The 22,231-nt window shown below is 64.4% G+C and carries 22 protein-coding genes; 4 read left to right on the top strand and 18 right to left on the bottom strand.

Annotated elements, in window-relative coordinates; genetic code table 11:
* Positions 1-669: 669 nt before the first annotated feature.
* On the bottom strand, positions 670-1,422 hold the full coding sequence (locus ACR65K_RS13305) for an excalibur calcium-binding domain-containing protein (RefSeq protein WP_440153315.1): 753 nt from the start codon (positions 1,420-1,422) through the stop codon (positions 670-672).
* 64 nt (positions 1,423-1,486) lie between these two features.
* Positions 1,487-2,863: a GmrSD restriction endonuclease domain-containing protein gene (locus ACR65K_RS13310; protein ID WP_440153316.1), complete on the bottom strand. Its 1,377-nt coding sequence runs from the start codon at positions 2,861-2,863 to the stop codon at positions 1,487-1,489.
* A 279-nt stretch (positions 2,864-3,142) separates the two neighbouring features.
* Here ACR65K_RS13310 and ACR65K_RS13315 point away from each other — a divergent pair, with 279 nt between their 5' ends.
* A complete protein-coding gene (locus tag ACR65K_RS13315; RefSeq protein WP_440153318.1) occupies positions 3,143-3,535 on the top strand; it encodes a VOC family protein in 393 nt (130 codons plus the stop codon).
* Between the two features lie 73 nt (positions 3,536-3,608).
* On the opposite strand, the gene ACR65K_RS13320 is transcribed toward ACR65K_RS13315, so the two are convergent.
* Genes ACR65K_RS13320 through ACR65K_RS13335 form a run of 4 tightly spaced genes read right to left on the bottom strand, consistent with a single transcriptional unit; the run spans position 3,609 to position 7,543 of the window.
* Positions 3,609-4,634: a LacI family DNA-binding transcriptional regulator gene (locus ACR65K_RS13320; protein ID WP_440153319.1), complete on the bottom strand. Its 1,026-nt coding sequence runs from the start codon at positions 4,632-4,634 to the stop codon at positions 3,609-3,611.
* 36 nt (positions 4,635-4,670) lie between these two features.
* Positions 4,671-5,402, bottom strand: coding sequence for a cupin domain-containing protein (locus ACR65K_RS13325; RefSeq protein ID WP_440153320.1), 732 nt, complete (start codon positions 5,400-5,402; stop codon positions 4,671-4,673).
* A 3-nt stretch (positions 5,403-5,405) separates the two neighbouring features.
* Complete coding sequence (locus ACR65K_RS13330; protein ID WP_440153322.1) at positions 5,406-6,386, bottom strand: DUF6807 domain-containing protein; 981 nt, start codon at positions 6,384-6,386, stop codon at positions 5,406-5,408.
* 26 nt (positions 6,387-6,412) lie between these two features.
* Positions 6,413-7,543, bottom strand: a complete 1,131-nt coding sequence (locus ACR65K_RS13335) for a Gfo/Idh/MocA family protein (protein ID WP_440153324.1) — start codon at positions 7,541-7,543, stop codon at positions 6,413-6,415.
* 273 nt (positions 7,544-7,816) lie between these two features.
* Between ACR65K_RS13335 and ACR65K_RS13340 the strand changes: the two genes are divergently transcribed.
* Positions 7,817-10,195, top strand: coding sequence for a glycoside hydrolase family 3 N-terminal domain-containing protein (locus ACR65K_RS13340; RefSeq protein WP_440153325.1), 2,379 nt, complete (start codon positions 7,817-7,819; stop codon positions 10,193-10,195).
* Between the two features lie 3 nt (positions 10,196-10,198).
* Here the strand turns inward: ACR65K_RS13340 and ACR65K_RS13345 are convergent, their stop codons facing one another.
* From ACR65K_RS13345 to ACR65K_RS13375, 7 genes are all read right to left on the bottom strand, one after another.
* A complete protein-coding gene (locus ACR65K_RS13345; protein WP_440153327.1) occupies positions 10,199-10,888 on the bottom strand; it encodes a hypothetical protein in 690 nt (229 codons plus the stop codon).
* A 49-nt stretch (positions 10,889-10,937) separates the two neighbouring features.
* The gene (locus ACR65K_RS13350) at positions 10,938-12,572 is read right to left on the bottom strand and encodes an ABC transporter substrate-binding protein (protein ID WP_056331811.1); all 1,635 of its coding nucleotides are present in this window, start codon (positions 12,570-12,572) and stop codon (positions 10,938-10,940) included.
* 6 nt (positions 12,573-12,578) lie between these two features.
* A complete protein-coding gene (locus ACR65K_RS13355; RefSeq protein ID WP_235008953.1) occupies positions 12,579-13,448 on the bottom strand; it encodes a carbohydrate ABC transporter permease in 870 nt (289 codons plus the stop codon).
* An 83-nt stretch (positions 13,449-13,531) separates the two neighbouring features.
* On the bottom strand, positions 13,532-14,512 hold the full coding sequence (locus tag ACR65K_RS13360) for an ABC transporter permease (protein WP_056331813.1): 981 nt from the start codon (positions 14,510-14,512) through the stop codon (positions 13,532-13,534).
* 9 nt (positions 14,513-14,521) lie between these two features.
* Positions 14,522-16,576 carry a beta-galactosidase gene (locus tag ACR65K_RS13365; RefSeq protein WP_440153329.1) on the bottom strand — a complete coding sequence of 685 codons (2,055 nt, stop codon included), beginning with the start codon at positions 16,574-16,576 and terminating at the stop codon, positions 14,522-14,524.
* 297 nt (positions 16,577-16,873) lie between these two features.
* Positions 16,874-17,476: an SOUL family heme-binding protein gene (locus tag ACR65K_RS13370; RefSeq protein WP_440153331.1), complete on the bottom strand. Its 603-nt coding sequence runs from the start codon at positions 17,474-17,476 to the stop codon at positions 16,874-16,876.
* 59 nt (positions 17,477-17,535) lie between these two features.
* On the bottom strand, positions 17,536-18,039 hold the full coding sequence (locus ACR65K_RS13375; protein ID WP_440153333.1) for a DUF3592 domain-containing protein: 504 nt from the start codon (positions 18,037-18,039) through the stop codon (positions 17,536-17,538).
* Positions 18,040-18,173: 134 nt separating this feature from the next.
* Between ACR65K_RS13375 and ACR65K_RS13380 the strand changes: the two genes are divergently transcribed.
* A complete protein-coding gene (locus ACR65K_RS13380; RefSeq protein ID WP_440153335.1) occupies positions 18,174-18,635 on the top strand; it encodes a MarR family winged helix-turn-helix transcriptional regulator in 462 nt (153 codons plus the stop codon).
* Positions 18,632-19,888 (top strand): MFS transporter, encoded by a 1,257-nt coding sequence (locus ACR65K_RS13385; protein WP_440153337.1) that lies wholly within the window; start codon positions 18,632-18,634, stop codon positions 19,886-19,888. Before ACR65K_RS13380 ends, ACR65K_RS13385 begins: the two co-directional genes overlap by 4 nt.
* A 71-nt stretch (positions 19,889-19,959) precedes the next feature.
* Here ACR65K_RS13385 and ACR65K_RS13390 read toward each other — a convergent pair whose 3' ends face one another.
* The 5 genes from ACR65K_RS13390 to ACR65K_RS13410 form a co-directional block, all read right to left on the bottom strand.
* Positions 19,960-20,202: a hypothetical protein gene (locus ACR65K_RS13390; protein ID WP_440153339.1), complete on the bottom strand. Its 243-nt coding sequence runs from the start codon at positions 20,200-20,202 to the stop codon at positions 19,960-19,962.
* 104 nt (positions 20,203-20,306) lie between these two features.
* Positions 20,307-20,660, bottom strand: coding sequence for a cupin domain-containing protein (locus tag ACR65K_RS13395; RefSeq protein ID WP_056331825.1), 354 nt, complete (start codon positions 20,658-20,660; stop codon positions 20,307-20,309).
* 152 nt (positions 20,661-20,812) lie between these two features.
* A complete protein-coding gene (locus ACR65K_RS13400) occupies positions 20,813-21,202 on the bottom strand; it encodes a VOC family protein (protein ID WP_056331924.1) in 390 nt (129 codons plus the stop codon).
* 242 nt (positions 21,203-21,444) lie between these two features.
* Positions 21,445-21,768 carry a hypothetical protein gene (locus ACR65K_RS13405; protein WP_440153341.1) on the bottom strand — a complete coding sequence of 108 codons (324 nt, stop codon included), beginning with the start codon at positions 21,766-21,768 and terminating at the stop codon, positions 21,445-21,447.
* A 114-nt stretch (positions 21,769-21,882) separates the two neighbouring features.
* Complete coding sequence (locus ACR65K_RS13410; protein ID WP_440153342.1) at positions 21,883-22,227, bottom strand: iron chaperone; 345 nt, start codon at positions 22,225-22,227, stop codon at positions 21,883-21,885.
* Positions 22,228-22,231 lie beyond the last annotated feature (4 nt).

Genomic DNA, 22,231 nt, shown 5'->3' on the forward strand with positions numbered 1-22,231 from the left:
TGAAGTAAAACAAAAACAGACACAACCACAACAAATGGAAATAACACCCATCACGGCTGCAAAATTTGAAACCAGCTGTAAAAACCATGCCAACCACGGGGTGGCGGCACAGCAAATTCAACCAATTTATAAAAAATCGGTATCAACAAACTTGGCACACTATTGAGTTCTCAAACAACAGACACACCCGGCACCACCCAAACATTCCGTTCAGGATCGCTCCGGAGCAACTTTTCAAACTTACCCGGTTTCAAGGAGCTTCGCAAATCAGCGTTTCCGCGATCTTCCCTGCTCTGAAACCGGCCCCACCCGCATCCGGCACGCCAAGAAGCGAACCATTTTCAGGCTGTTCGGTAAGGGGGTTGGCCGCTATCTTTCCGCTTCAGCGGCGGCGACTCAGAAAACAATACCCGCACACAACCCCCACCGCAAATCGACCCCCCGAAGGCTCCCATACCCCCAAGAACCCCGGAAATCCGGGGCAGGAACGGCCAGTACGGCACTCATGCCGCCTCCCGCCGTCGTAATTCCGTTCTGTGTGCTGCAGCACAGAACGCATGGCCGCCGTTTCCCCTCCAAATGCTGTCCTGCATCAGCTCTTAAACCTGACGAGCCGCGGACACCTCCAGAAGGAGGCACCGCGGCTCGTCTCAGTTTTTCCCTGGTTGGCTAACGCTCGCAGGCGACCCCGTCGCCGTCGCGGTCGAGCGAAGAGCTGTATCCTGCCTGTCCCCTGTAGAGAGGCGCCGCGCCAGCGGCCTTCGCGGCACTGCAGTTGGCGTAGTAGGCAGCTGCGGGCGCCTGAACGGCTGCCGGCGCTTGTGCTGGTGCCTGGGCAGCCTGCTGGGCAGCCGCTTGATCAGCAGCAAGCTTCGCAGCAGCGTCGCGCGCGGCCTGGTCAGCTGCAGCCTTTGCGGCGGCGGCCTGGTCCGCAGCGGCTTTATCCGCTGCGGCCTTCTCAGCGGCTGCCTTCGCTGCGGCGGCCTGATCGGCTGCAGCCTTCTCGGCCGCAATCTTGGCAGCTGCCGCCTTTTCGGCAGCAGCCTTCTCGGCGGCCACGTCGTCGAGGTTCTTGACGCCCAGATGCACGGTGGAGCCCTTCGCAGCCTGTGCACCGTTGGCAGGATCTTGGGAAATCACCTGCCAGTTTTTCTCAACGATGATCGACTTGCCCTTGACGGTGTCCACAGCCTCAACCTTGAAGCCGAGCTTTTTCAGCTGCTCAGTGGCCTTGTCCAAGGTCAGGCCGGTTACGCCGGGAACGGTGACGTTCTCGACAACCGCAGCCACTGCGGTTGCCGTTGCTGTGGTCTGGGTTGCAGCCTCCTTGCCTCCGCAGCCCGTCAGCATGATGCCGGCCAGTACAGCCAGAGCCAGCGTCTTGTTCATCCTGGTGAGTGCAGGACTGGGATTAACTTTCATGATTCCCCCTAGGAATGCGTGATGGTGATAAAGGTGCGTCCGGAGAATCCGGACAAGAGTGGGCCTATTCGCAGGCGATGCCGTCGGAATCCCGGTCCAGGGCGGGCCGGTAGCCTGCCTGGCCGGCGTAGAGCGGTGCAGCTCCGGCGGCTCTCGCCGCGGTGCAGTTGGCGTAGTAGGCTGCGGCGGGCGCCGGTGCAATGGGAGCAGGTGCCACTGGAGCCGGCGCGACGGGCGCAGGTGCAACGGGTGCAGCTGGAGCTGGCGCGACCGGCGCGGGAGCAGGAGCGACCGGTGCGGGAGCAGGTGCCGGTTCAGCCACGGCCGGTGCTGGAGCCGGAGCCTGCTGGTTTGTCGGGGCCAACTGCCCGGAGCAGTCGCCGAGGATGCGCGCCATCGCGTCGTGCTCCGCTTGCGTGACCCACAGCCCGTATGTTGCTTTCACCGAGATTTGCCGGGCCACGTACTCGCACCGGAAGGCCTTGTTCGGTGGCAGCCAGGTGGCTGCGTCGCCGTCGCCCTTTTGCTGGTTGGTTGGACCATCGGTGGCCTGCAGGTTCAGCGGATCGTTCGCGAACGCCGTCCGCTGCTCCGAGGTCAGCTGTTGCGCGCCCTTCTGCCAGGCATCGCTCAGCGCCACCACATGGTCAATCTGGACAGCAGTGCTGGTGCCCGAGCCCCGGACAAAGCTGATGGTCTTGCCCGTGTAGGGGTCGGCCAGGGTCCCGGTCTGGACCTTGCAGGGAACACTGTTCGTGTAGGTGATACCGGTGAGGTCGCGCTTGAGGATGTCGTTGCGGGTGTCGCAGCCGTTCCGGTCCACGTCCGCCCACGCCTGGCCGAACTGCGCCCGGTCATAGCCGGTCTTCGGCGCCCGGCCCTTGATGGGAAGGCTGGCCAGCAGCTCGATCGCCTTCGTGGCGTAAGCGGGCTGCGTGTTGGGGGCGGTGGCGGTGACGCCGGCCGCAAGGACGTAGGGGTTCTCCGGGTCCAGGGGCTCGCCATCGCTGTCAGCGGTGGCAGTTGACGTGGACGACGGCGATGCCTTCACTGTTGCGGTTGGGCTGGCTTTGGCGGGCGCTACCTTGGCAGTGCTCTCCGAGGATGCCGCCTTCAGGTCCGCGTTGGCGACGTGCGGCAGTGTGACAGCCCCGCCAATGAGGAGGGCGAAAGACGCGGCGAGCGCAACGGCGCCGGCCGTGCGTTTTGGCGGGAGCCAGGCCCAGGAACGCCGCCCTGTAAGCAGGACGTACAGGCCGGTGAGTGCAGTCGAAATGCCCAGGAACATCAGGGCTCCGCCGATGCCGCTGCTCAGTGCCCCGAAAAACATGAAAAGCGCGGTAAGGCCGGCAACAATGAACGTTGAAATGCGTGGTTTCCGCGGCGGCTTCGGTGCCGGCGCAGGTGGAACAAACCCTGAAAGGGTTTCGTAGTCGAACATTCTTTCCCCATTTTCGAGGGGTCCCCATAACGGTCCCCCACATTTGCCGGGCCTGCTGCTTAGCCCGGCAAACTCATCGCCACGAGCCTATGGTCCAATGCAGGCTGAAAGCGGTTATCCAATGCGTCCTCGGTCAACATTCAGCCAGTCTTGATGGGACCTTGAGGAAAGGCGGACGCAATGCTGTTTTCGTGCTTAACAATTTGTGGCATTTTCAGGCAAATACCGGTTTATCCGGCGGCCGTTCCATCGGAGCGGGCGCAAAGATAGAGTGGCCGGATGCAGATGCGGCTCGAGGTTGTCCAGGTCCCGGTTTCCGACGTCGACAGGTCGAAAGCGTTCTATATAGAAAAACTCGGCTTTGTGCTGGACCACGACGTGGAGCACATTCCGGGCATGAGGGTGGTCCAGTTGACTCCTCCGGGTTCGGCCACGTCGGTGGTGATCGGCACCGGGATGACCACCATGGCACCGGGCAGCCTGGAGGGGCTGCAGCTGGTGGTCCCGGACATCACCGATGTCCGAACCGAACTGGTCCGGCGGGGCGCGGACATCAGCGAGATCCAGGACCTTGGCGGGGTCCTCTTCGCCTACTTCAGCGATCCGGACGGCAACCGCTGGGTCATGCAGGGCGCGACGCCGCCGGGTATCCGGAACGCGCACAAACCATAGAAGCTAATGGCAAAAGTGAGCGGGCGCCGTCGCAAACTCTGCCAAAGGTGAGCGGGCGCCGGAAAGTGCGGGACTACTTTTTGGCCGGCGGCGCTGTGGAGCCCCGGACCACCAGCTCGGTGCCAAGTTCGATCCGTTGCGGCAGCTCCTCGTCCCCGTCCAGGTGCCGGAGCAGGGCCCGCATGGCGGTTTCGGCCATCTGCACTACCGGCTGCCTGATGGTGGTCAGCCCGGGCTCAATCCACTCGGCAGCGGGAATGTCGTCAAACCCAATGACGGACAGGTCCTCCGGAATGCGCAGACCGGCAGAGCGCGCAGCCCGGTAGGCACCGAGGGCCTGGTCGTCGTTGCCGGTGAAGATCGCCGTCGGACGGTCCCGCAGCTCCAGGAGCTTCCGCGTTGCCGCCTCACCCGCTTCAATGGAAAAGTCGCCGGGAACCATCAACGCCGGGTCCAGGGCAATGCCCGCGCGCCGCAGCGCCGAGATGTAGCCGTCCTCGCGTGCGCTGCTGCACTGCAGGTCCTCGCGGCCACCAATCATGGCGATCCGTTTGTGCCCCAGTTGCAGCAGGTGGTCCGTGGCCGAGTAGCCGCCCTCCCAGTTCGCCGCACCCACAGTCATCAGGTCCGGTCCGGGCTGGCCGACGGGATCGATCAGCACCACGGGGATTCCCAGCGATTTGACGCGCTGGATCTGCTTGGCATCCAGCTGGTAGACGGCCATGAGCAGTCCATCCGATTTCCGCTCCGCGAGGTTGGCCAGCCAGGGCCGAATGCGCGACCCATCCAGGTTCAGGCTGCTCACCACGGTTCCGTAGCCCGCGTCCTGTGCCACGCGTTCCACGCCCTCGATGATCTCCAGCGCCCACTCCGAGCCCAGTCCCGGAAACACCAGATCCACCAGGCCGGCTTTCTGCCTGCGCTTGGCGGGGCGGCGGGCATAATCGCGCCGTGCAATGATCTCCTCCACCCGGGCGCGGGTCTCGGCCGCCACATGCGCGTGCCCGTTCAGCACCTTGGACACAGTGGGAACCGAAACCCCGGCCTCACGGGCAATCTCACTGATCGTCGCGCGCCTGGTGTCCTGCTTGCTCACCACGGAAACCGCCCTTTCACCCGGGTCATGCGCCCGGTGCTAGTTATCGGAAAGTTCCCACGTCTGGATTCGGCCACACATGCCGTAGATTCTGCGGTTTTCCCGTTTTCCCATCGTAGTTCGCGCCTCCCCGAGATAGATACTTTCCGCTCTATCCAGGGAAGCCAGTTGCTGCCGGGTGACCTCTGCCTGGCGTGCGGCTCCCGCTGCCAGCACGTCTGCCCAGGTCCCGGTCCTGTCCGAGACCAGACGGGCAGCCGCGATGTGGAAGTCCGCCAAGCCGGCCGGGCCGGAGGCCAGCACGGCTTGCTTCAGCGACCAGTAGCCTTCCAGGGCCAAATCACGACGGCGGCGGGCGACTTCCTCCCCCACGGCCAGTCCGGCGTCGGCGTCCTTGTGCTCGAGGTGGGAAGCCCGGCGGTACGTGGCGGCGTCCGCCAGGTGCTCCGGTGGAAAGGTCATCACAGCGTCGCCGTGTTCGGGCAGCCCGGCATTCTGCATCACCACCAGGACCCTCAGATCACCTGAATCGTTAATGGCGCGGTGCACGGTACCGGGGGTGAACCACAGCACCACCCCCGGAACCAGGGGTGTGGAGGTAAACCCCCTCGAGTCCAGTGTCTCCAGCCGGCCGGCCCCTTGGAGCACCACATACGCCTCGGTCGACGCAGTGTGCAGGTGCGGCGATCCGCCGGCGGCCCCGTCAGCGCCCGGCCAATCATAGATGCTGATTTCGGAGAGCCCGGTGGCACCCGGAAAGGTGGAGCCCATGCCCTACGCCCAGCTGCGAAGTGCTGCCTGCGCAGCATCCGCAAGGGCCTGTGCGCGTTCTGCGTCCACGCCGCCGTCGGCAATCACCACGGCGTAGCGGTACGTCAACGGCGCCCCCTCGCGGAGGGGTACCTCCTCACTGAAGAAGGGGGCCGAGCCCAGGCAGGCAAAGATGGACGACCTGGCAAACCACTGGTTGGGCGCGCCGGGGTTGGTACTGTCCTCTACGAACGCGATGGTGGAGGACCGGCAGGTGACGTCATGCTTGCCGGTGAAGGCGACCCACGGTGAGCGGGTGCCCATGAATTCGTCCGTACCGGCACCGTCCTGGTTGCGGAACCCGCCACCGGTGAAGGACCGGGGGCCGCGCCAGAAGAGGCCGCCATATCCGGCGTTGTGCCGGCCTTCCGTCGTGGGGCTGCCGATGCGGATCTCCTCGCCGGAGATGTTGCTCATCCTGGTTTCAAAGAGGATGGCGTAGGCCCCTTCGGTTTCGCTGCCGTCCGTCACAGGGTCTTCAAGCAGTTGGAGGCTGAACCGGCGGCTCTCGGCGATGACCGGATCCCCGTCCTGTGAGGTCCAGGTCAGGGATTCCGACGCCGTGATGCCGGCGCCGGACTGGTCGATGCCCGTAAAGGACCCGTGGGTCATGGCGCCGTTGTTGTCCAGGTTGGCGTACTCAGTGGCGCGTGTGTAGGTGGCACCGCCCCAGAAGTTGTGCTTACCCACATTGGGCAGCGCCCAGGAGAGTCCCTTGTGCCAGACGTGGTCCCAGGGGCGTGAAATGGTCACAACATCCCCGCCAAGGGTAGTGAGCGGGTGGAAGAACGGGCGGGGGCTCTCGTACTGGTCATCAGTGGGCTTGTAGGTATAGGTGGCGACGGGCCGGCCGTTGGCACTGAAGGTGAGGGCCGTTCCGTCGTCGTGAAAGCTCAATTTGGCGGGGGACACGGAAGATCTGGCGGTCGACATTGGGGTGCTCATGCTGGTGGCTCCTTTGGGTGTGGTGTTCAGACAGCGGTGTCGACGGCGGGCCGGTTGAGGGCCGTGGAATCCAGGACCTTCGCGCCCAGCCCGTCGCCGTCCATTCCGCCGTAGAACGGGTGGCCGGAAACAATTTCGCCGCGGCGCACTGCCCGCCCTGTGAAGGCGGAAGCGTAAATGGCGGCTGCGAGCTCCAGAGTGTGCCGTGCCGACGCCGCGTCGCCCGGGAGTGGGCGGCCGGCGTCGAGCGCATCGTACATAGCCAGGAACTGGGCCGCGTGTCCGCTTCCGCGCTCCAAGGGCTTGCTGTTCCACGCCCGCGTGACCTGGTCCTCATGGCCGGGTGCCGCGGTGATGGTCCAATTGTCTGTGCTGTAGCCGTAGAGGTGGCTCAGTTCCACGGTGGCGAACTCGCAGTCGATCCGGATATCGGAGGTTTCCCGGGGTGAGAGCAGCGAGTTGATCATTGTGGCCACCGCGCCGTTGCCGAACCGGACAAGGGCGGCCGACAGATCCTCGGTGGAGGTGGCACGTGCCTGCCTGGCGGCGACGGCGGTCACTTCCTCCCAGGGCCCCAGCAGGTGCAGGAGCAGATCGAACTGGTGGATGCCGTGGCCCATGGTGGGTCCACCGCCCTCGGCGTTCCAGGTACCCCGCCAGGGCAGGTCCCAGTAGCTGTCCGGACGGTACCAAAGGGTGTCGCATCGTGCCACCAGCGGTCGGCCGAAGTCAGTGCCGCCAATCAGCTGTTGGGCGGCGGTGGATGCATCACCAAAACGGTGTTGGAACACGCAGGAGAACTGCGCGCCGCCCTGAGTCTGGGCACTTTCCAGGCGGTCGAAATCTGCAAGGCTCAGTGCCGGGGGCTTCTCGGAGAGCACGTTCACGCCAGCTGCCAGGCACTGAAGGGCCTGGTCAATGTGGAGCATGGGCGGCGTGCAGAGGTGCACGATGTCCGGCTTGGCCTCGGTGAGCAGATCGGCCAGGGTGAGGTAGGTGGCGGGAATGCCGTGCTTCCCGGCGAAGGCGTCCAGCCGGCCCTGGTCCACGTCGCAGGCCGCCACGAGTTGTGCCCGGCCGTCCGTTCGGGCCAGGTTGTCCGCATGGACCGCCGCGATCCCGCCGGTTCCGACAATGGCCACTCTGTACGTCCGCATGTTCTCTCCGTCGTTGCAGTGAATGATGGTGGGCGGAGGGTGCCCGGCCCGTCCCGGCCCGTCCAGTGGCCTTGGCCCTGGCTGACTTATTCGTTCAGGGTAGAAACTTTCCATGATGCTCTTGAAGTTTCCAAGGAACGTATAGGGCGCAATTACCCGCCGTTGCTTCAACGGTAGGAGGCTCTTGTCGAGCTAGTCAATGCTTTCAGGCCTAGAAACTAACAATTAGTTTCTGATACTTTCTTAGAAAGTCCTACGATCAGGAGAATGCCCGTGACCAGCGGTGCCGCCGAAAAGCACGCCATCCCCTCCCCCTCCGCGGGCAACAACCCCCGTGAGATCGCCGAAGGTCTTTCCGTCGATGATCTCGTCCGCCAGATGACCTTGGAGGAGAAGCTCGCCCAATTGGCAGGCGTGTGGGTCAACGCATCCACCGACGGGGACTCCGTGGCGCCGCTGCAGAACGAGATGGCCGGCGATTCGCGCTCCTGGGAGGAGATGATCGCTTCGGGACTGGGGCAGATCACGCGCATGTACGGCACAGTTCCTTTGGAGCCACTCGAGGGTGCCCGGCGGCTTGCCGCGGCGCAGGAACAGATCATGGCTGCCTCCCGTTTCCGGATCCCCGCCCAGGTGCATGAGGAATGCCTGGCCGGCTTGGCTGCATGGAAAGCCACCGCTTTCCCCGTCCCGCTGGCATGGGGCGCCACGTTCAACCCGTCGCTGGTGCGGCGGATGGCCGGGCTGATTGGTGAGCAGATGCGCGCGCTCGGAGTCCACCAGGGGCTGGCTCCCGTGCTGGACGTTGTCCGCGACCTGCGCTGGGGCAGGGTGGAGGAAACCATCGGCGAGGACCCCTACCTGGTGGGCACAGTGGCCAGCGCCTATGTCTCCGGTCTGGAAGGGGCCGGGATTGTGGCCACGCTCAAGCACTTCGTTGGCTACTCTGCTTCCCGCGCCGGGCGCAACCATGCTCCAGTGTCCATGGGCCCGCGCGAGTTGGCGGACGTGATGCTCCCACCGTTCGAGATGGCGCTCAAACATGGCGCCGCCCGCTCCGTGATGCATGCCTACACGGACACCGACGGCATCCCTGCAGCCGCCAACCGGGCCCTGCTCACGTCGCTGCTGCGCGAGGAGTGGGGATTCGCCGGCACGGTGGTGGCGGACTACTTCGGCATCGCTTTCCTGAACGTCACCCACGGCGTGGCAGCCGATTCCGGTGAGGCAGCTGCCCTGGCCCTCACAGCCGGCGTCGACGTGGAGTTGCCAACGGTGAACTGTTACGGCAGGCCACTGCTGGAACGCGTGCGGTCCGGCGAGGTTTCCGAATCACTGGTGGACACCGCCCTTCGCCGCGTGCTGCGGCAGAAGCAGGAGGCCGGGCTGCTCGCACCGGATTTTGACCCCGCTCCCCCGGTCCTTGCATCCGGAGCCATCGACCTGGACCCGGCAAACAACCGCGTTTTGGCCCGCGAGATGGCTGCGCAGTCCCTGGTGCTGCTGACCAACAGGACGCACGACGGCGGCCCAACACTCCCGCTTCCGGCCGCGGCCACGGCGTCGCTTGGCGTGGTGGGGCCGCTGGCGGAAGATCCCTTCGCCATGCTGGGCTGCTACTCCTTTGACGCGCATGTGGGCGCGTCCCACCCGGACGTACCCATGGGCATTCGGGTTCCCACCGTGGCCGCGGCCGGCAGGGAACGCTTCGAAACGGTGCATAGCGCTGCGACGGGCACCTGCGAGACCATCACCGACGAACAGATCGCGGAGGCCTGCGATGTCGCCGCCGCAGTGGACACCTGCGTGATCGTGGTGGGCGACAACGCTGGCCTCTTTGGCCGTGGCACATCCGGCGAGGGCAATGACGCAGCTGACCTTCAACTGCCTGGTGACCAGCACCGCATGCTTGACCAGGTGCTTTCCGCAGCCCAGGCTGCGGGCACACGGTCCGTCGTCGTGGTCCTCAGCGGCCGGCCGTACGCCATGGGTGACTTCGCGGACCGGGCCGGGGCCATCCTCCAGGGCTTCTTCCCCGGGGAGGAGGGAGCGGAAGCGCTTTGGGACGTCCTGACCGGGGCCGTGAATCCGTCCGGCAAGCTGCCGGTTTCGGTACCTCGAACCTCCGGCGGACAGCCAGGCACCTACCTGCACAGCCGACTGGCCGGACCATCAGGTGTCAGTGCGCTGGACCCTTCGCCATTGTTCGGCTTTGGCCACGGCCTTTCCTACACCTCGTTCGAGTTCTCCGGCCACGCGGCCAGTGCGCCCACCATGTCCACCACGGATGCCGTCACGGTGGCACTTACGGTGACCAACACCGGCCCGGCCGACGGCGCTGAAGTGGTGCAACTGTACCTGGAGGACCCGGTGGGCGAGGTGGTGCGGCCGGTCCGCGAGCTGATTGGCTATGCCAGGGCGGAACTGGCTGCCGGCGCATCAGCGCGGGTGGAGTTCACGGTGCACGCCGACCGCACGTCATTTACTGGAGTGGACCTGAAGCGGGTGGTGACGCCGGGCGTGGTGAAACTTCATATTGCGACCTCCAGCACCGCAGACGTCCACACGCACGAGGTAGTCCTGCAAGGCGGGCGCCGCGTGGTGGGTTACGGGCGGGAGATGCTGACGCCGGTGACGGTGACGCAGCAATAGGTCCTAGGCAACGGTGAACTTCTCCTCCACCAGCTTTAGCAGCGGGCGGGAGTTCAGGCACACCAGGAAAACCACCGCGCCGCCGACGACGGGGAGCAGGTACGCGGTGGTCATCAGCAGCAGGGTTGCGGCCAGGAAGAGGATGCCGGCGTTACCCACGGAGACGCGTTTGTTTGCACTGAAGCTGTACAGGGACAGACGGTAAAGGTCCCTGGTTCGGAACGAAAAGCGGGACAACAGCAGCAACGCGTTCAGGCCCGCGGTGGCCACGAGCAGTCCGAGGACCAGCAACGCCAGCCGCAGGGCCGGTTCGACGGGATTGGCAGGACCCAGCAAGGCGGGCAGCCCCGCCAGATTGACGCCGACCACGGCCAGGACCAGCAGGTACGGCGTCCAGGTCTTGACGGCCTCCCCGGCATTCATCCGGTAGCCCCGCAGGAAGTCCCGGTAGACCCCGGTCTCCTGGCCGGCCAGCAGCCGGTTGAACGCATACATGCATGCGGCCAGGGCCGGTCCCGCCGGGAGGAGGGCGACGACGGCCGGCCATGCCCCAACGAACGGCACCGCGAGCAGTGCCACCACCAGCAGTGCGTTGGCGAGCACCAGCAGGGCCGAGCCCATCATCACGCCGGCCACGGTGCCGGCCGCCCTGAACAGGGGGCCGGCACCGTACTCCGCCTTCTTCTGAACCACTGACTGCCTTTCGGTCACTGCTGACAGCCCGCGGCCGCCGTCGTACGCCCTACTTCTTATCGGCGTATGCCTTGTAGGCCTTGTTGGCCAACTCTACGTACTTGCCCATGCCCTTGCTGTCCAGCTCCTTGACGTAGGCGTCGAACTCGGAGAGGCTTCGCTGGCCCGTGATGAACTTCAGGGTGTTCTGCTTGACGTGGTCCTTCAGGGGCGTGAGGGTCAGTGTTGCCTGTTCCCGATCGGTGTCACTGAAGGGCACGGGAGGGGCAACGGGCCTGGGCTTCTTGCTCTTCATGGCCTTTTGGAATGCCAGCTCCTCCTCATTGAAGGTGGACTGGAGCAGGTCCGTGGTGCCGCCGTAGGCGAAGTTGCCGCCCGAAAAGCCGTAATCCACCCGCAGGTCCTTGGTTCCCGCCGGATTCAGGCCCTGGAAGTTGATGTCCTTGGCCAGGACGCGCTTGCCCCCTTCCTTGTTGTACGTGGTTCCCTGCACGCCCCACTTGGCGAACTCCTGGCCTTCGTCGCTGTAGAACAGCCAGTCGATGTACTGCATCAGCGCCACGAAGCTGTCCTTGTCCTTGACGGACGAGTTCAGCATGATGCCGTTTTCCAGCCGGGAGCCGCCGATGATGTCGCCGGCCGGGCCACCGGGCACCGTGATCTTGCGGACGGCGAAGTTGCCCTTGCCCAGGGACTGTTCCATTGACGTGCGGTACGTGATGATGTTCTGCGAGTTGGCGCTGATAACGAACGACTTTCCGGACGTGAACTTCTGGATAGCGGCGTCATCGGTCTGGGTGAAGCTTTCCGGGTCCATCAGGCCCTCTGAGACCAGGGAGTTGAAGTAGGTCACCAGGTCCTTGAACTGGCTGCTGCCGGCACCGAAGGCAAACTCTTTCTTGCCCTCATCGAAGGTCAGGCCGTCCACCAGGCCCCAGCCTGCGACGGTACCAAACGCGGTACCGGCAATGTTCAGCACGCTGTTGCCGTTGAACCGGTCGGAGAACGGCACCACGTCGGGATGGTTCTTCTTGAGTTTGCGCAGCACCTCACGGAACTCGTCCCAGGTCTTGGGCTCGGCAATGCCGTCCTTTTCCAGCACGTCGGTCCGGAAGGCCAGGGTGTAGTCCGGCCAGAGTTCCTCGTGCACGCCGGGCAGGACATAGTACTTGCCGTCCTGCTGGGTGAGGCCGGCAATCTCAGGTTCCAGCTTCCACTTCTTGATCTTGTCCTGGTAGTGCGGCATGAGGTCCACGTAGTCGCTGACCGGAAGGACGGCGCCGGAGGACACGTATGCGCTCTCCTGCCCCGGGTAGGTCTTGGCGATGATCTCCGGAGCCTTGCCGGAGCTGATCAGCAGGCTGCGCTTCTGTTCGTAATCGCTGCTGGGGACGATGGTGGGTTCCAGTGTGACGTTGTTGTCGCTGGCCATCTTGCTGAACAGCAGCCAGTCCTTCTTGTACGGGTAGGTGGGCTGGTCACTGAACAGGAAGGTGAAACTCAGCGGCGTCGTCGCCTTGAACGTATCCCCCAGCCCGAAGCTGTCCATCGCCCCATTGCGGGCCTTTGAGGTATCGGCCTTGGCGCCGGAATCGGAGTCACACCCCGCCATCACCAGGCCGAAGGCTGCGAGCGCGGACAGGCCGAGGAAGTCTCGTCTGCGGATCATGGGTTTTCCTTTCATAACGGGTTATTCCTTGACGGAGCCGAGCATGACGCCCGAAAAGAAGTACTTCTGGACAAACGGGTAGACGCAAAGGATGGGGATGACGGTGAGGACGATGGTGACCGACTGGATGTTCGCGGCGATCTGGCCCACGTTTTCCGCCGTGCCGCCGGCAGAGCCTGCAGTGGTGACGCCGGCAATCATGTTTCGGAGGTAGATGGTCACCGGAAACAGGTCCGGGTTGTCCAGGTAAAGGAACGCCTGGAACCAGGAGTTCCAGTTGGCTACTGCGTAAAACAGGACCATGGTGGCCACGATGGCCTTGCTCAGGGGAAGGACCACCTTGAAAAGCACGCCGTACTGGGTGAGGCCGTCAATGGCCGCCGCTTCCTCCAGTTCCCGCGGCATGTTCTCGAAGAAGGACTTCATGATGAGCAGATTGAAGACGCTGATGGCATTGGGCAGCACCACGGCCCAGAGGGTGTCGCGCATACCCAGCGAGGTGATGAGCACATAGTTGGGGATCAGTCCGCCGTTGAAGAACATGGTGAACACCGCGATGCCGATGAACACGCTGCGGCCCTTCAGGTCCTTCTTGGCAATGGCGTAGGCGAAGCTGGTGGTGAGCACCATCGAGATGGCTGTTGCCACCACTGTGTACAGGACCGTGTTGCCGTAGTTCCGCCAGAACGTCGAGTCGGCCAGGATCAGTTGGTAGGTCTCGGTGTTGAAGCCCATGGGGAACAGGTTGACCTGACCGGCGTTGATGAATCCCTCGCTGGAGAAGCTCTGCGCCAGGATGTTCAGGAACGGATACACAGTCAGGAACACCACCACCAGCAGGAAGGCCAGGTTCACCACCCGGAACACCTGCATGCTGCGTGAAACCTTCATGTCTTTAACCAGGACACCTGTGTCCTTTGGTGCGGCTTTCAGGCCGGTTTCTTTCACGGCAGTCCCTTTCACAGTTGCCCCCTTCACCAGAGGCTCGTTCCTGCGAGCCGCTTGGAAATGGCGTTGGCGGAGAGAATCAGCGTGAGGCCGATGACGGATTCGAACATGCCGATCGCCGCTGCATAGCTGAAGTTGCTGGATTCCAGGCCCACCCGGTACAGGTAGGTGGAGATGACGTCGGAGGTCTCGTAGTTCAGCGGGTTGTAGATGAGCAGGATCTTCTCGAAGCCCACGGCCATGAACGTGCCGATGTTGAGGATCAGCAGGGTGATGATGGTGGGCCGGATGGCAGGCAGGGTCACATGCCAGGTCTGCTGCCAGCGGTTGGCGCCGTCGATCCGGGCCGCCTCATACAGGGACTCATCCACCCTGGTAAGGGCCGCCAGGTAGAGGATGGCGCCCCAGCCCATGGTCTGCCACACCTCGGAGCTGATGTACATGGGCCGGAACCAGGCGGCGTCCTGGGTGAAGTTCACCGTGGTGCCGAACACCGTGTTGGCGATCTGGTTCACCGTGCCTGTCATGGAGAAGTTCTGCAGGATCATGCCGGCGATGATCACCACGGACATGAAGTGCGGCAGGTAGGCCACGGTCTGGACGAACTTCTTGAACTTCTGCGAGCGCAGTTCATTGAGCATCAGCGCGAAGATGATGGGCATGGGAAAGCAGAACAGCAGCGTCAGCACGCCCAGGATGATGGTGTTCTGGAACGCCTGCCAGAAGCTGGGATCGTTGATGAACAGGGTGACGTATTTCAGGCCCACCCATTTCTCGCCGAAGATGCTGCCGCCCGGCTGGAACTGCCGGAACGCAATGACGTTGCCGGCCATGGGCAGGTACCGAAAGATGGCGAAGTAGGCCAGCGGCAGCAGCACCAGGGTGTACAGCCGCCAGTCCCGTTTGATGGCCAGCTTCCAGCCGCCGGGTTTGTTCCGCGGTTTGTTGGTTCCCGCGTCGGAGTCGGCGGAAACCGCCTCGGGAGGTACTTCCAATCGCATGGCCATGACTGCCTCCTACCGGCCGGTTCCTGCGGTTGCGTTGTTTGTGGGTGTTTCCTCCAGCACCAGGACGCCGTTGGCCGCGAGCTCCACCGTGCCGGTGACGTCCGCTCCGGTGAGCCGGTCGGTGCCGCCTGCCCCCAGGTCCACCCTGGCGGGAGCGTCGTTGTGGTTCAGTACCAGCAGGTAGCTGCGTCCGTGGCCGGCACGACGGCGGACCTGCACTCCCAGCGGAGCGTCCAGTTCGGGACGGATCCCCGCAGCGCTCCGTTCGGCGTCGAGCAGTTCCGCCAGGAAGGTGCTGTCCACCCGGGCTGACAGGTACATGGCAGTGCCCGCGCCGAAGCTGTTGCGGGTAACAGCCGGCGCGCCTTCCAGCCGGCCGGAGGCGTAGCTCGCAATAACGTCCGCAGTGGTGGTGTGCAGGTGCTCGGTCCAGTAATCCGCTGAGGCCGTGCCGCCGTCGGCTGTTGAAAGCTTGACTTCCTCACCGTCACCGGCGAGCGGGTGCATCTCCTCGCTCCATGCCCCCAGGACCTTGCGCAGTGCGCCCGGGTAGCCGCCCAGGCGGATGGCGTTGTCCTGGTCCACGATGCCGGAGAGGTAGCTGGCCACCAAGCGGCCGCCGGCGGCAACATAGTCCTCAAACCGCTGCGCGGACTCGTCAGTCAGCAGGTACGACGCCGGCAGGACCACCAGAGGGTACTGGCTGAGGTCGCTCCTTGTGTTCACGAAGTCCACGGGGATATTGGCGTCGAAGAAGGGCCGGTAAAGGCGGAGGACTTCCTGGGCGTAATTCAGGTCAGAGCGCGGGGAATTACCCAGTTCCAGGGCCCACCAGCAGTCCCAGTCGAAGACAAGTGCCACCTTGGCGCTGGAGCGGGTCCCTGTGATGCCGCCCAGGCCCTTGAGTTCCTGGCCCAGTTCGCAGACTTCCCGGAAGATGCGCGTTTTGGGTCCGGCGTGGTTGACCATGCCGGAGTGGAAACGTTCGGTGCCGCCCCTGGCCTGGCGCCATTGGAAGAAGAGGATGGCGTCGGCGCCCTGGGCGATGGCCTGGTAGGAGCCCAGCCGCATCTTGCCGGGGAGTTTGGAGACATTGACGGACCATTGGCTGACCGCGCCGGTGGCCTGTTCCATTACCAGCCAGGGCTGGCCTCCGCGAAGGGAACGCATCAGGTCGAAATTCAGGGCCGCAGCCACGTGGGCGTCTTCTTCGCGTGGGTCCGGATAGATGTCCAGAGCCGCGGCATCTTCCTCGGCAGCCCAAGCCCAGTAATCGTTGTTCTTGTAGAAGCGCATGAAGTTGGTGACGATCGGCAGGTCCGGCGTGTACCGGCGCAGGATGTCCCGTTCGGCCTTGTAATGCTCCAGCATGCTGTCCGAGGTGAAGCGGTGGTAATCCAGGCGGCGGGACGGGTTTGACCAGGTGCGGGGCTGGGCAGGGGCGTTGACCTGCGACCAGTGGGAGTAGCGCTGGCCCCACACATCGGTGCTCCAAGCGCGGTTCAGGTTTTCCAGGTCCCCGTATTTTGCCTGCAACCATTCCCGGAAGGCACGGTCTGCGTGCGGGCCGTAAGACACCGGCCCGTATTCATTGTTTACATGCCACATGCACAGGGCCGGGTGGGCAGCGTATCGCTCCCCCATCTTCTCCGCCATGGCCAGGGACTTTTCACGATAGACAGGGTGGGAGACATCGAAGTGCTGCCGGGAGCCAAAACCAAAAGTGGCGCCGTCCGCCAGGACCGGCAGGATGTCCGGGTGCCCGGCGATCAGCCAGGCCGGCGGGACAGCGTCCGGAGTGGCAAGGTCCACCCCGATGCCGTTCGCGTGCAGCAGGTCCATGATCTCGTCCAGCCAGCCAAAGTCGTAGACGCCGTCCGCCGTTTCAAGACGGCTCCAGGAAAAGACGGCCAGGGTGACCAGGTTGACGCCCGCTTCCTTCATGAGCCGGACATCCTCGTCCCACACCTCGCGGGGCCACTGTTCGGGGTTGTAGTCGCCCCCATAGGCGATGCCGCCCAGCCGTTGGCGCAGGTGTTTGAGGCGGTGTTCCGAGGTACTCATGCTGCGCTCGCTGGTCATCATCGTCCTTTAGTTGGCATGTTGGCCGCGGACTCCACCAGTGCGACCTGCATCACACCAAGAAACTATCGTAAAGTTTCAGCAATAACAACAGAAACGAAAAAGTGGGAGGAGACTCCTAGGCGCAGGCGGTGGCAGATGAAGGCGCAGACCCGGCAACGCCAAAGGCCGCTGTAGGGGAATCGTGACATCGCAGACAGAGCTGACCTGCCACCAATCTTTCCGGAGCACTGAGGAAAGTATCGGATTGAGATGGGAAGAAGGCCCAGCTACCTCCTGCTAGGGGCGCGGAGCTGCTCCACCCGGTGCAGGTTCGAGCACGTCCTGAACCACTTCGTTATGGCGCAGGAACCACGGCTTGAACGGCGGGTCGAAACGGGCGAACCTGGGCGCACCCACAGGAGTCAGCCCGGCCAGGATGAGCGCCGCCCGCAGTCCCTCGTTGCGCTTCTGGAAGGCCGCTGCGGACCCGCTGCCGGAGAAACCCAGCACTGCGGCAAGGGAACCCGGCACCGCACGTACCTTGACCCTGGGATCGGTTGGCACCGGAGCAGTCTCAGCGGTCACTCCAGCCGGAAGGACGAAGGCCACCGAAAATTCGGCGGGGGCCGAAGATCCGGGCAACGGGCCGCTCTGGATCACCGGGGCGGTCATGGCCAGCTTCTGCGGCCCCGGTTCCTGGAGCACCGGCGCGGTCATGGCCAGCTTCTGCCGGGCAGCGTTGCTGCCGCTGATGTAGTTAAAAAGATGCCGGAAGGCGGCATTGCCGGCGCGGTCAAAGTCGGCCGTGACCGTCACTTCGGCCACTGCATACTCCGGATACCACCGCAGTTCGAAATGCGGATAGCGCCGGATCAACTCATAGGGCTGCTGCTCGGTCATAGTGGACAGAGCCTACGCCCGCAAAGCCTGGGCGGCCAGACCCACAGGCCAGGACGGACTCAGGCCATTTGCTCCGATGCCGGTTTCCGGAACTTGGCGCGGAGGACGGCACTGCCAATCACAAACGTCAACAGGAGGCCGATCACACCGAAAATGACGGTCAGCACAACGCCCACACCGCGGAACCACACTCCGTCGCTCTCATAGCCAAGAACAATGGCCCGGCCGGGATCGTTTTCGGCATGGACCACCGTGACCCCGCCGCCCACTTCGGGATGCTGGTCATGGTCCACGGCCGCGAAGGTCTTGTGCTGCAAGCCGTCCGCCGTCGTAAATTCCACCTGAATCCTGCGCTTGGAAGCCTTGGTGACATCGTCGAAGTGGACGATCGTTCCGGCGGCCCGGGTGCCCGTCCGGGCAAGCTCCTCATCTGCATTGATCATGAAACTGCCCAGCCCGATCAGGATCGGGCCCAGGCAAAGGACCACAACGGTCACCGCAAGGTTCAGTTTCCCCTTCCAGGTCAGCCATGGTTTACGGGTTCCAATTCTGCGCCCAGTCACGGCCCCATTCTGCCGGAACATGTTGCCAAACCCACTCTTCCAACTGTTGCCCAATGATAAGCAGGCGGACCATAATAGTTAGCAGAACTAATTAGCACTGCTAAGGAACGTCAGCAGGAGGCGCACCCGCATACATGTCCCCTACCCAAACGAAGAACAAGACAGCCGCAGACCCCACCACCCCGGACACCCTCGCCATCGATCTCCGCACCGCCGTGATGCGCACGTCCCGCAGGCTCCGGGTCGAGGCAACCGGCGACATCATCACCCCCGGCCAGTACACGGTCCTCGCCCTGCTGAACGGCAGCGGCCCCAGCACCTTGCGTGCACTCGCGGAAAGTGAGCACGTCCAGGCGCCGTCCATGACCAGGATCGTCAACGCCCTCGCCAACCAGGGCTTCGTCACCAGGAGCGCGGACCCCGACGACGGACGGCAGGTCCGCGTGGACATCACCGATGCGGGACGGGGGGTCCTCGCGGAAGCACGCAACCAGCGGACGGCCTGGCTGGCCCAGCGCGTGGCCGGGCTCAGTGAGGAAGACCGGTTCACCCTCAGCCGGGCGGCCCGCATCATGCAGGAAATGAGCGGCAAATGAGTGCGATGTTCCGGGCCCTCGAGAACCCCAACTACCGCATCTGGGCCGGCGGCGCGCTCGTCTCCAACATCGGCACCTGGATGCAGCGGGTGGCCCAGGACTGGCTGGTCCTGACCGTACTCACGGACCACTCGGGTGCCGCAGTGGGCCTCACCACGGGCCTGCAGTTCCTGCCCATGCTGCTGTTCGGCCCCTACGGCGGTGTGCTCGCCGACCGGTACCGGAAGCGCATCATCCTCATGTGGACGCAGCTGGCGATGGCGTTCACCGGCCTCGCCATCGGCCTCCTGGTGGTCACCGGCACCGCCGAACTGTGGCACGCCTACGTGGCCGCGTTCTGCTTGGGCATCGCCAGCGCTGTGGACGCGCCCGCGCGCCAGGCCTTTGTCTCGGAGCTGGTGGGCCAGGACAACATCTCCAACGCGGTGGCATTGAACTCCGCGTCCTTCAACACCGCCCGGCTCACCGGCCCCGCCATTGCCGGAGTGCTCATCGCCTGGGTGGGTACCGGCCCGGTGTTCCTGCTGAACGCGGCGAGCTTTGCGGCCGTCCTGGTGTCGCTGTTCAGGATCCGGGTCACCCAGCCAGCCCCGGTGGCGAAGGGCGAACGGAACAAGCACCAGGTGGCCGAGGGTGTCCGTTATGTGCGCCGCAGGCCGGACCTGATGCTGATCATGGTCCTGGTGGGCATCCTGGGCGCGTTCGGCATGAACTTCCCCGTCATCAACTCACTGATGGCCACCACCGAGTTCCGCATGGGCCCGAGCGAATTCGGGATTCTGGGATCAATCATGGCGGTGGGCACCCTGGCCGGCGCCCTCCTGGCGGCACGCCGGTCCCGTCCACGGCTGAGGTTCCTGCTTGGCGGGGCGCTGGGGCTCGGTATTTTCACGATCCTAGGCAGCGTGGCACCCTCATTCTGGGTCTACGCCGGCATCCTGATACCCGTGGGGCTGGCATCGATCACGTTCCTGAACAGCTGCAATACCAGCATCCAGTTGTCCGTGGAGCCGGAGTTCCGGGGGCGCGTGCTGGCCCTGTACCTGGCCATCCTGCAGGGCGGCACCGCTCTGGGTTCGCCGCTGGTCGGTTGGATCGGAAGCCAGTTCGGCGCCCGCTGGTCCGTGGCCTGCGGTGGAATCATTGTGCTGCTGGCCGGCGTGGCGGCCGTTATTGCGGTCACCAGGCGGAACCGGCTCACCCTGTTGGGCGCGTTGCGGATGGCGCTGGGACGCCGCGAACCCGCCGTCTGACATGGGCCCGGGTGCCTGTTTTTGGCCGTGGGCCGGTCCCCCAACATCCCGCATCGCCGGCCCACGGCGGTCTAGTCGCCTGGGGCGGGCGGAAGCGCCGAGCGGCGCGTGAGTTCATCCTCGACGACGCACCGGAGGGCGTAGGACTGGTCCGGTTCCAGGGAGACATCACAGTCTTCGAGTGCGTGCCGCAGCAGGAGCAGATCGGCGGCCGGAACGAGGGGCCAGCGGCGGAAGGCATGGAACACCCTGCCCTGTGCGGGGGCGCCGGGACGAATGGACCCGGCAGGTGGTCGGTCAGTAGCGGTGTCCATCGTCAGCTCCCATGAGTAACTTGCCAGCTGACTGCTCAACCACGGGTATGGACAAGATACCCGGAACAAAACCGTTAGGCCACCGGTTTCTACAACCCGTGGATTTATGACGGAGGCTTGTTGACGATGTCCACGGAGATTTCCACCGCCGGAACTTCTCCCCTGTTCTCCAACCAGTGGGAAGTGTTCCGGTCTTCCGGCCAGCCCACTCCGGGCCCGTATTCCCGGGTCTGGCCATCACGGTGGTCGGTGATGGTTCCCTGCAGGATATACACGGTGCCGGGGCGCCCCACGTGGTTGTGGAGGGGACCGAAGACTCCGCCGGGATCGATCGTCACCATCCGCATCCGCAACTGCCGGCCTTCCATCCCTTCAATCTCGCCGTCAAGGTCGACCGTCGCCAGCACCTCCACTGAGACGCCTTTTGTCTCCGGCGCCGCTTCCTCCTCCATACCCATGCCCTTGCCTTCCTTTTAAGGCCGCTTACGACGGCGGCGCCGGCCCGCCGCTGCCACGCACCCGGGTGCGGGGTGCTTGGGCGGCAAGTGCCGGCGTCGTCCTTCTGCTGTGCTGCCAGGTGATTGAGTATGCGCCTGTCTCCGGTGGCCGGCTACGTGACGGGGATGGAGGAAATGTTCAGGATGTTGCCCTCGCTGTCGAGGAACCACGCACCCTTACCCATGCCTTCCATCGTCGCGATGCCGTTCTCGGTTTTGAGCCCCGGCATGTCGTACTCCTCAAAGACGACGCCGCGGCTGCGCAGCTCTTCCACTTCCCGTTCCACGTCTTCGGCGCCCCAGCCCATCTGCGTGTTCTTCGCCGAACCGGCATTGTCCGTCCGGTAGAGCAGGAACCCGGTACCGTTGCCGCACTGGTAAACCAGGTTGTCGTTGTCAATAGTCTGGGTCGGTTCGAGGCCCAGCTTGTCCCGGTAGAACTCCCTTGCCCTGTCAATGTCCTTTGCGGGCAGTACGGGCATGACTTGCAGATCCTTGAGCATGACGGACTCTCCTTGTGCGTTAATGGCGTTGCTCTCCCCCTGAAACAGTCCGGCCGTGCCCCGCCGGGCCTCGTGGCCGTCCTTCCCGCCGATTGCCGGGGCGGCCGCCTGGAACCCCTGCTTCCGCCGTGGCACAGGACAGCGGCGGGAAGTTCCCGAAGTCTACGAGGCCATTATGGAACCGAATGCGCCGGGGCGAAATAGGGGAATATTTGACCGTCACCGGGCTGCTGCCGGTGCGGTTATTTCCGGGCCACCCGCACCGCTTTACGTATCGCAGCACCCGCCACGGAGACCAGGGGGACGAGGCATACCAGCGTGGCGATGGTGTTGGGGCGGAAAGTGGCGCGGCCCTTAACCGTCCGGTACACACCCAGCGGCACAACGAAGCCGCCGCCACCGCCGCCGGATGCCCCCTGCTCCGATTCCGTGCCGCCGCCGAAGCCGAAGGACACCAGGGCCACGGGCACGATTTCCTCCCCGCCCAGGTTCACTGGCGGGCCGTATGCGCGGGCGACGCCCATGTTCTTGAAGGAGTCTGCAAGGGACGCAAGAGTGTCAGCCATGGCAACAGGCTAGGCACGCGGGCGCCGCACGGGAAGGACCATAGGTCCCGCCTGAGGCACCCCTGTTGGGAGGTGGCCGTATCCGGATGGTGCGTGCCGCCGTCGTCCCTTGTCCTACGTGCGGATTTCCGCAATCCGCCGCCGGAGGATGTCCGCCAGCACGTCGTCGGGCACGGGGTGGTCCGCTGTGAAGCGGATGGTTCCCTTGGACAGCGAGTACCCCTCGAGCCGGTCCGCCACCGCCTCCACCACTGCTGAGGAGAACGGAAAGATCGAGAGGTGCTTTGCCGTGGCTACGGCGGCCACCAGCGGTTTGCCGTCGAGCTTGAGGGCGGGCATGCCGTAGCTCATGCCCTCCGTGGCGTCGGGAGCCAGGGTCCGTGCAAGCTCCACCACGTGCTGCAGGCAGCTGCGGTCCGGTTCCTCAATCAGGGCCAGCGCCTGGTCCACAGCGCCCACCGGA

This window comes from Arthrobacter sp. SAFR-179 (genome assembly GCF_059414945.1).

What these genes read in the sequence shown, in the direction of transcription:
- ACR65K_RS13305 (WP_440153315.1), bottom strand. Translation starts at nt 1,422, where the DNA reads ATGAAAGTTAATCCCAGTCCTGCACTCACCAGGATGAACAAGACGCTG.
- ACR65K_RS13310 (WP_440153316.1), bottom strand. Translation starts at nt 2,863, where the DNA reads ATGTTCGACTACGAAACCCTTTCAGGGTTTGTTCCACCTGCGCCGGCA.
- ACR65K_RS13315 (WP_440153318.1), top strand. Translation starts at nt 3,143, where the DNA reads ATGCAGATGCGGCTCGAGGTTGTCCAGGTCCCGGTTTCCGACGTCGAC.
- ACR65K_RS13325 (WP_440153320.1), bottom strand. Translation starts at nt 5,402, where the DNA reads ATGGGCTCCACCTTTCCGGGTGCCACCGGGCTCTCCGAAATCAGCATC.
- ACR65K_RS13330 (WP_440153322.1), bottom strand. Translation starts at nt 6,386, where the DNA reads ATGAGCACCCCAATGTCGACCGCCAGATCTTCCGTGTCCCCCGCCAAA.
- ACR65K_RS13335 (WP_440153324.1), bottom strand. Translation starts at nt 7,543, where the DNA reads ATGCGGACGTACAGAGTGGCCATTGTCGGAACCGGCGGGATCGCGGCG.
- ACR65K_RS13350 (WP_056331811.1), bottom strand. Translation starts at nt 12,572, where the DNA reads ATGAAAGGAAAACCCATGATCCGCAGACGAGACTTCCTCGGCCTGTCC.
- ACR65K_RS13355 (WP_235008953.1), bottom strand. Translation starts at nt 13,448, where the DNA reads ATGAAGGTTTCACGCAGCATGCAGGTGTTCCGGGTGGTGAACCTGGCC.
- ACR65K_RS13360 (WP_056331813.1), bottom strand. Translation starts at nt 14,512, where the DNA reads ATGGCCATGCGATTGGAAGTACCTCCCGAGGCGGTTTCCGCCGACTCC.
- ACR65K_RS13365 (WP_440153329.1), bottom strand. Translation starts at nt 16,576, where the DNA reads ATGAGTACCTCGGAACACCGCCTCAAACACCTGCGCCAACGGCTGGGC.
- ACR65K_RS13370 (WP_440153331.1), bottom strand. Translation starts at nt 17,476, where the DNA reads ATGACCGAGCAGCAGCCCTATGAGTTGATCCGGCGCTATCCGCATTTC.
- ACR65K_RS13380 (WP_440153335.1), top strand. Translation starts at nt 18,174, where the DNA reads ATGTCCCCTACCCAAACGAAGAACAAGACAGCCGCAGACCCCACCACC.
- ACR65K_RS13385 (WP_440153337.1), top strand. Translation starts at nt 18,632, where the DNA reads ATGAGTGCGATGTTCCGGGCCCTCGAGAACCCCAACTACCGCATCTGG.
- ACR65K_RS13390 (WP_440153339.1), bottom strand. Translation starts at nt 20,202, where the DNA reads ATGGACACCGCTACTGACCGACCACCTGCCGGGTCCATTCGTCCCGGC.
- ACR65K_RS13395 (WP_056331825.1), bottom strand. Translation starts at nt 20,660, where the DNA reads ATGGGTATGGAGGAGGAAGCGGCGCCGGAGACAAAAGGCGTCTCAGTG.
- ACR65K_RS13400 (WP_056331924.1), bottom strand. Translation starts at nt 21,202, where the DNA reads ATGCTCAAGGATCTGCAAGTCATGCCCGTACTGCCCGCAAAGGACATT.
- ACR65K_RS13405 (WP_440153341.1), bottom strand. Translation starts at nt 21,768, where the DNA reads ATGGCTGACACTCTTGCGTCCCTTGCAGACTCCTTCAAGAACATGGGC.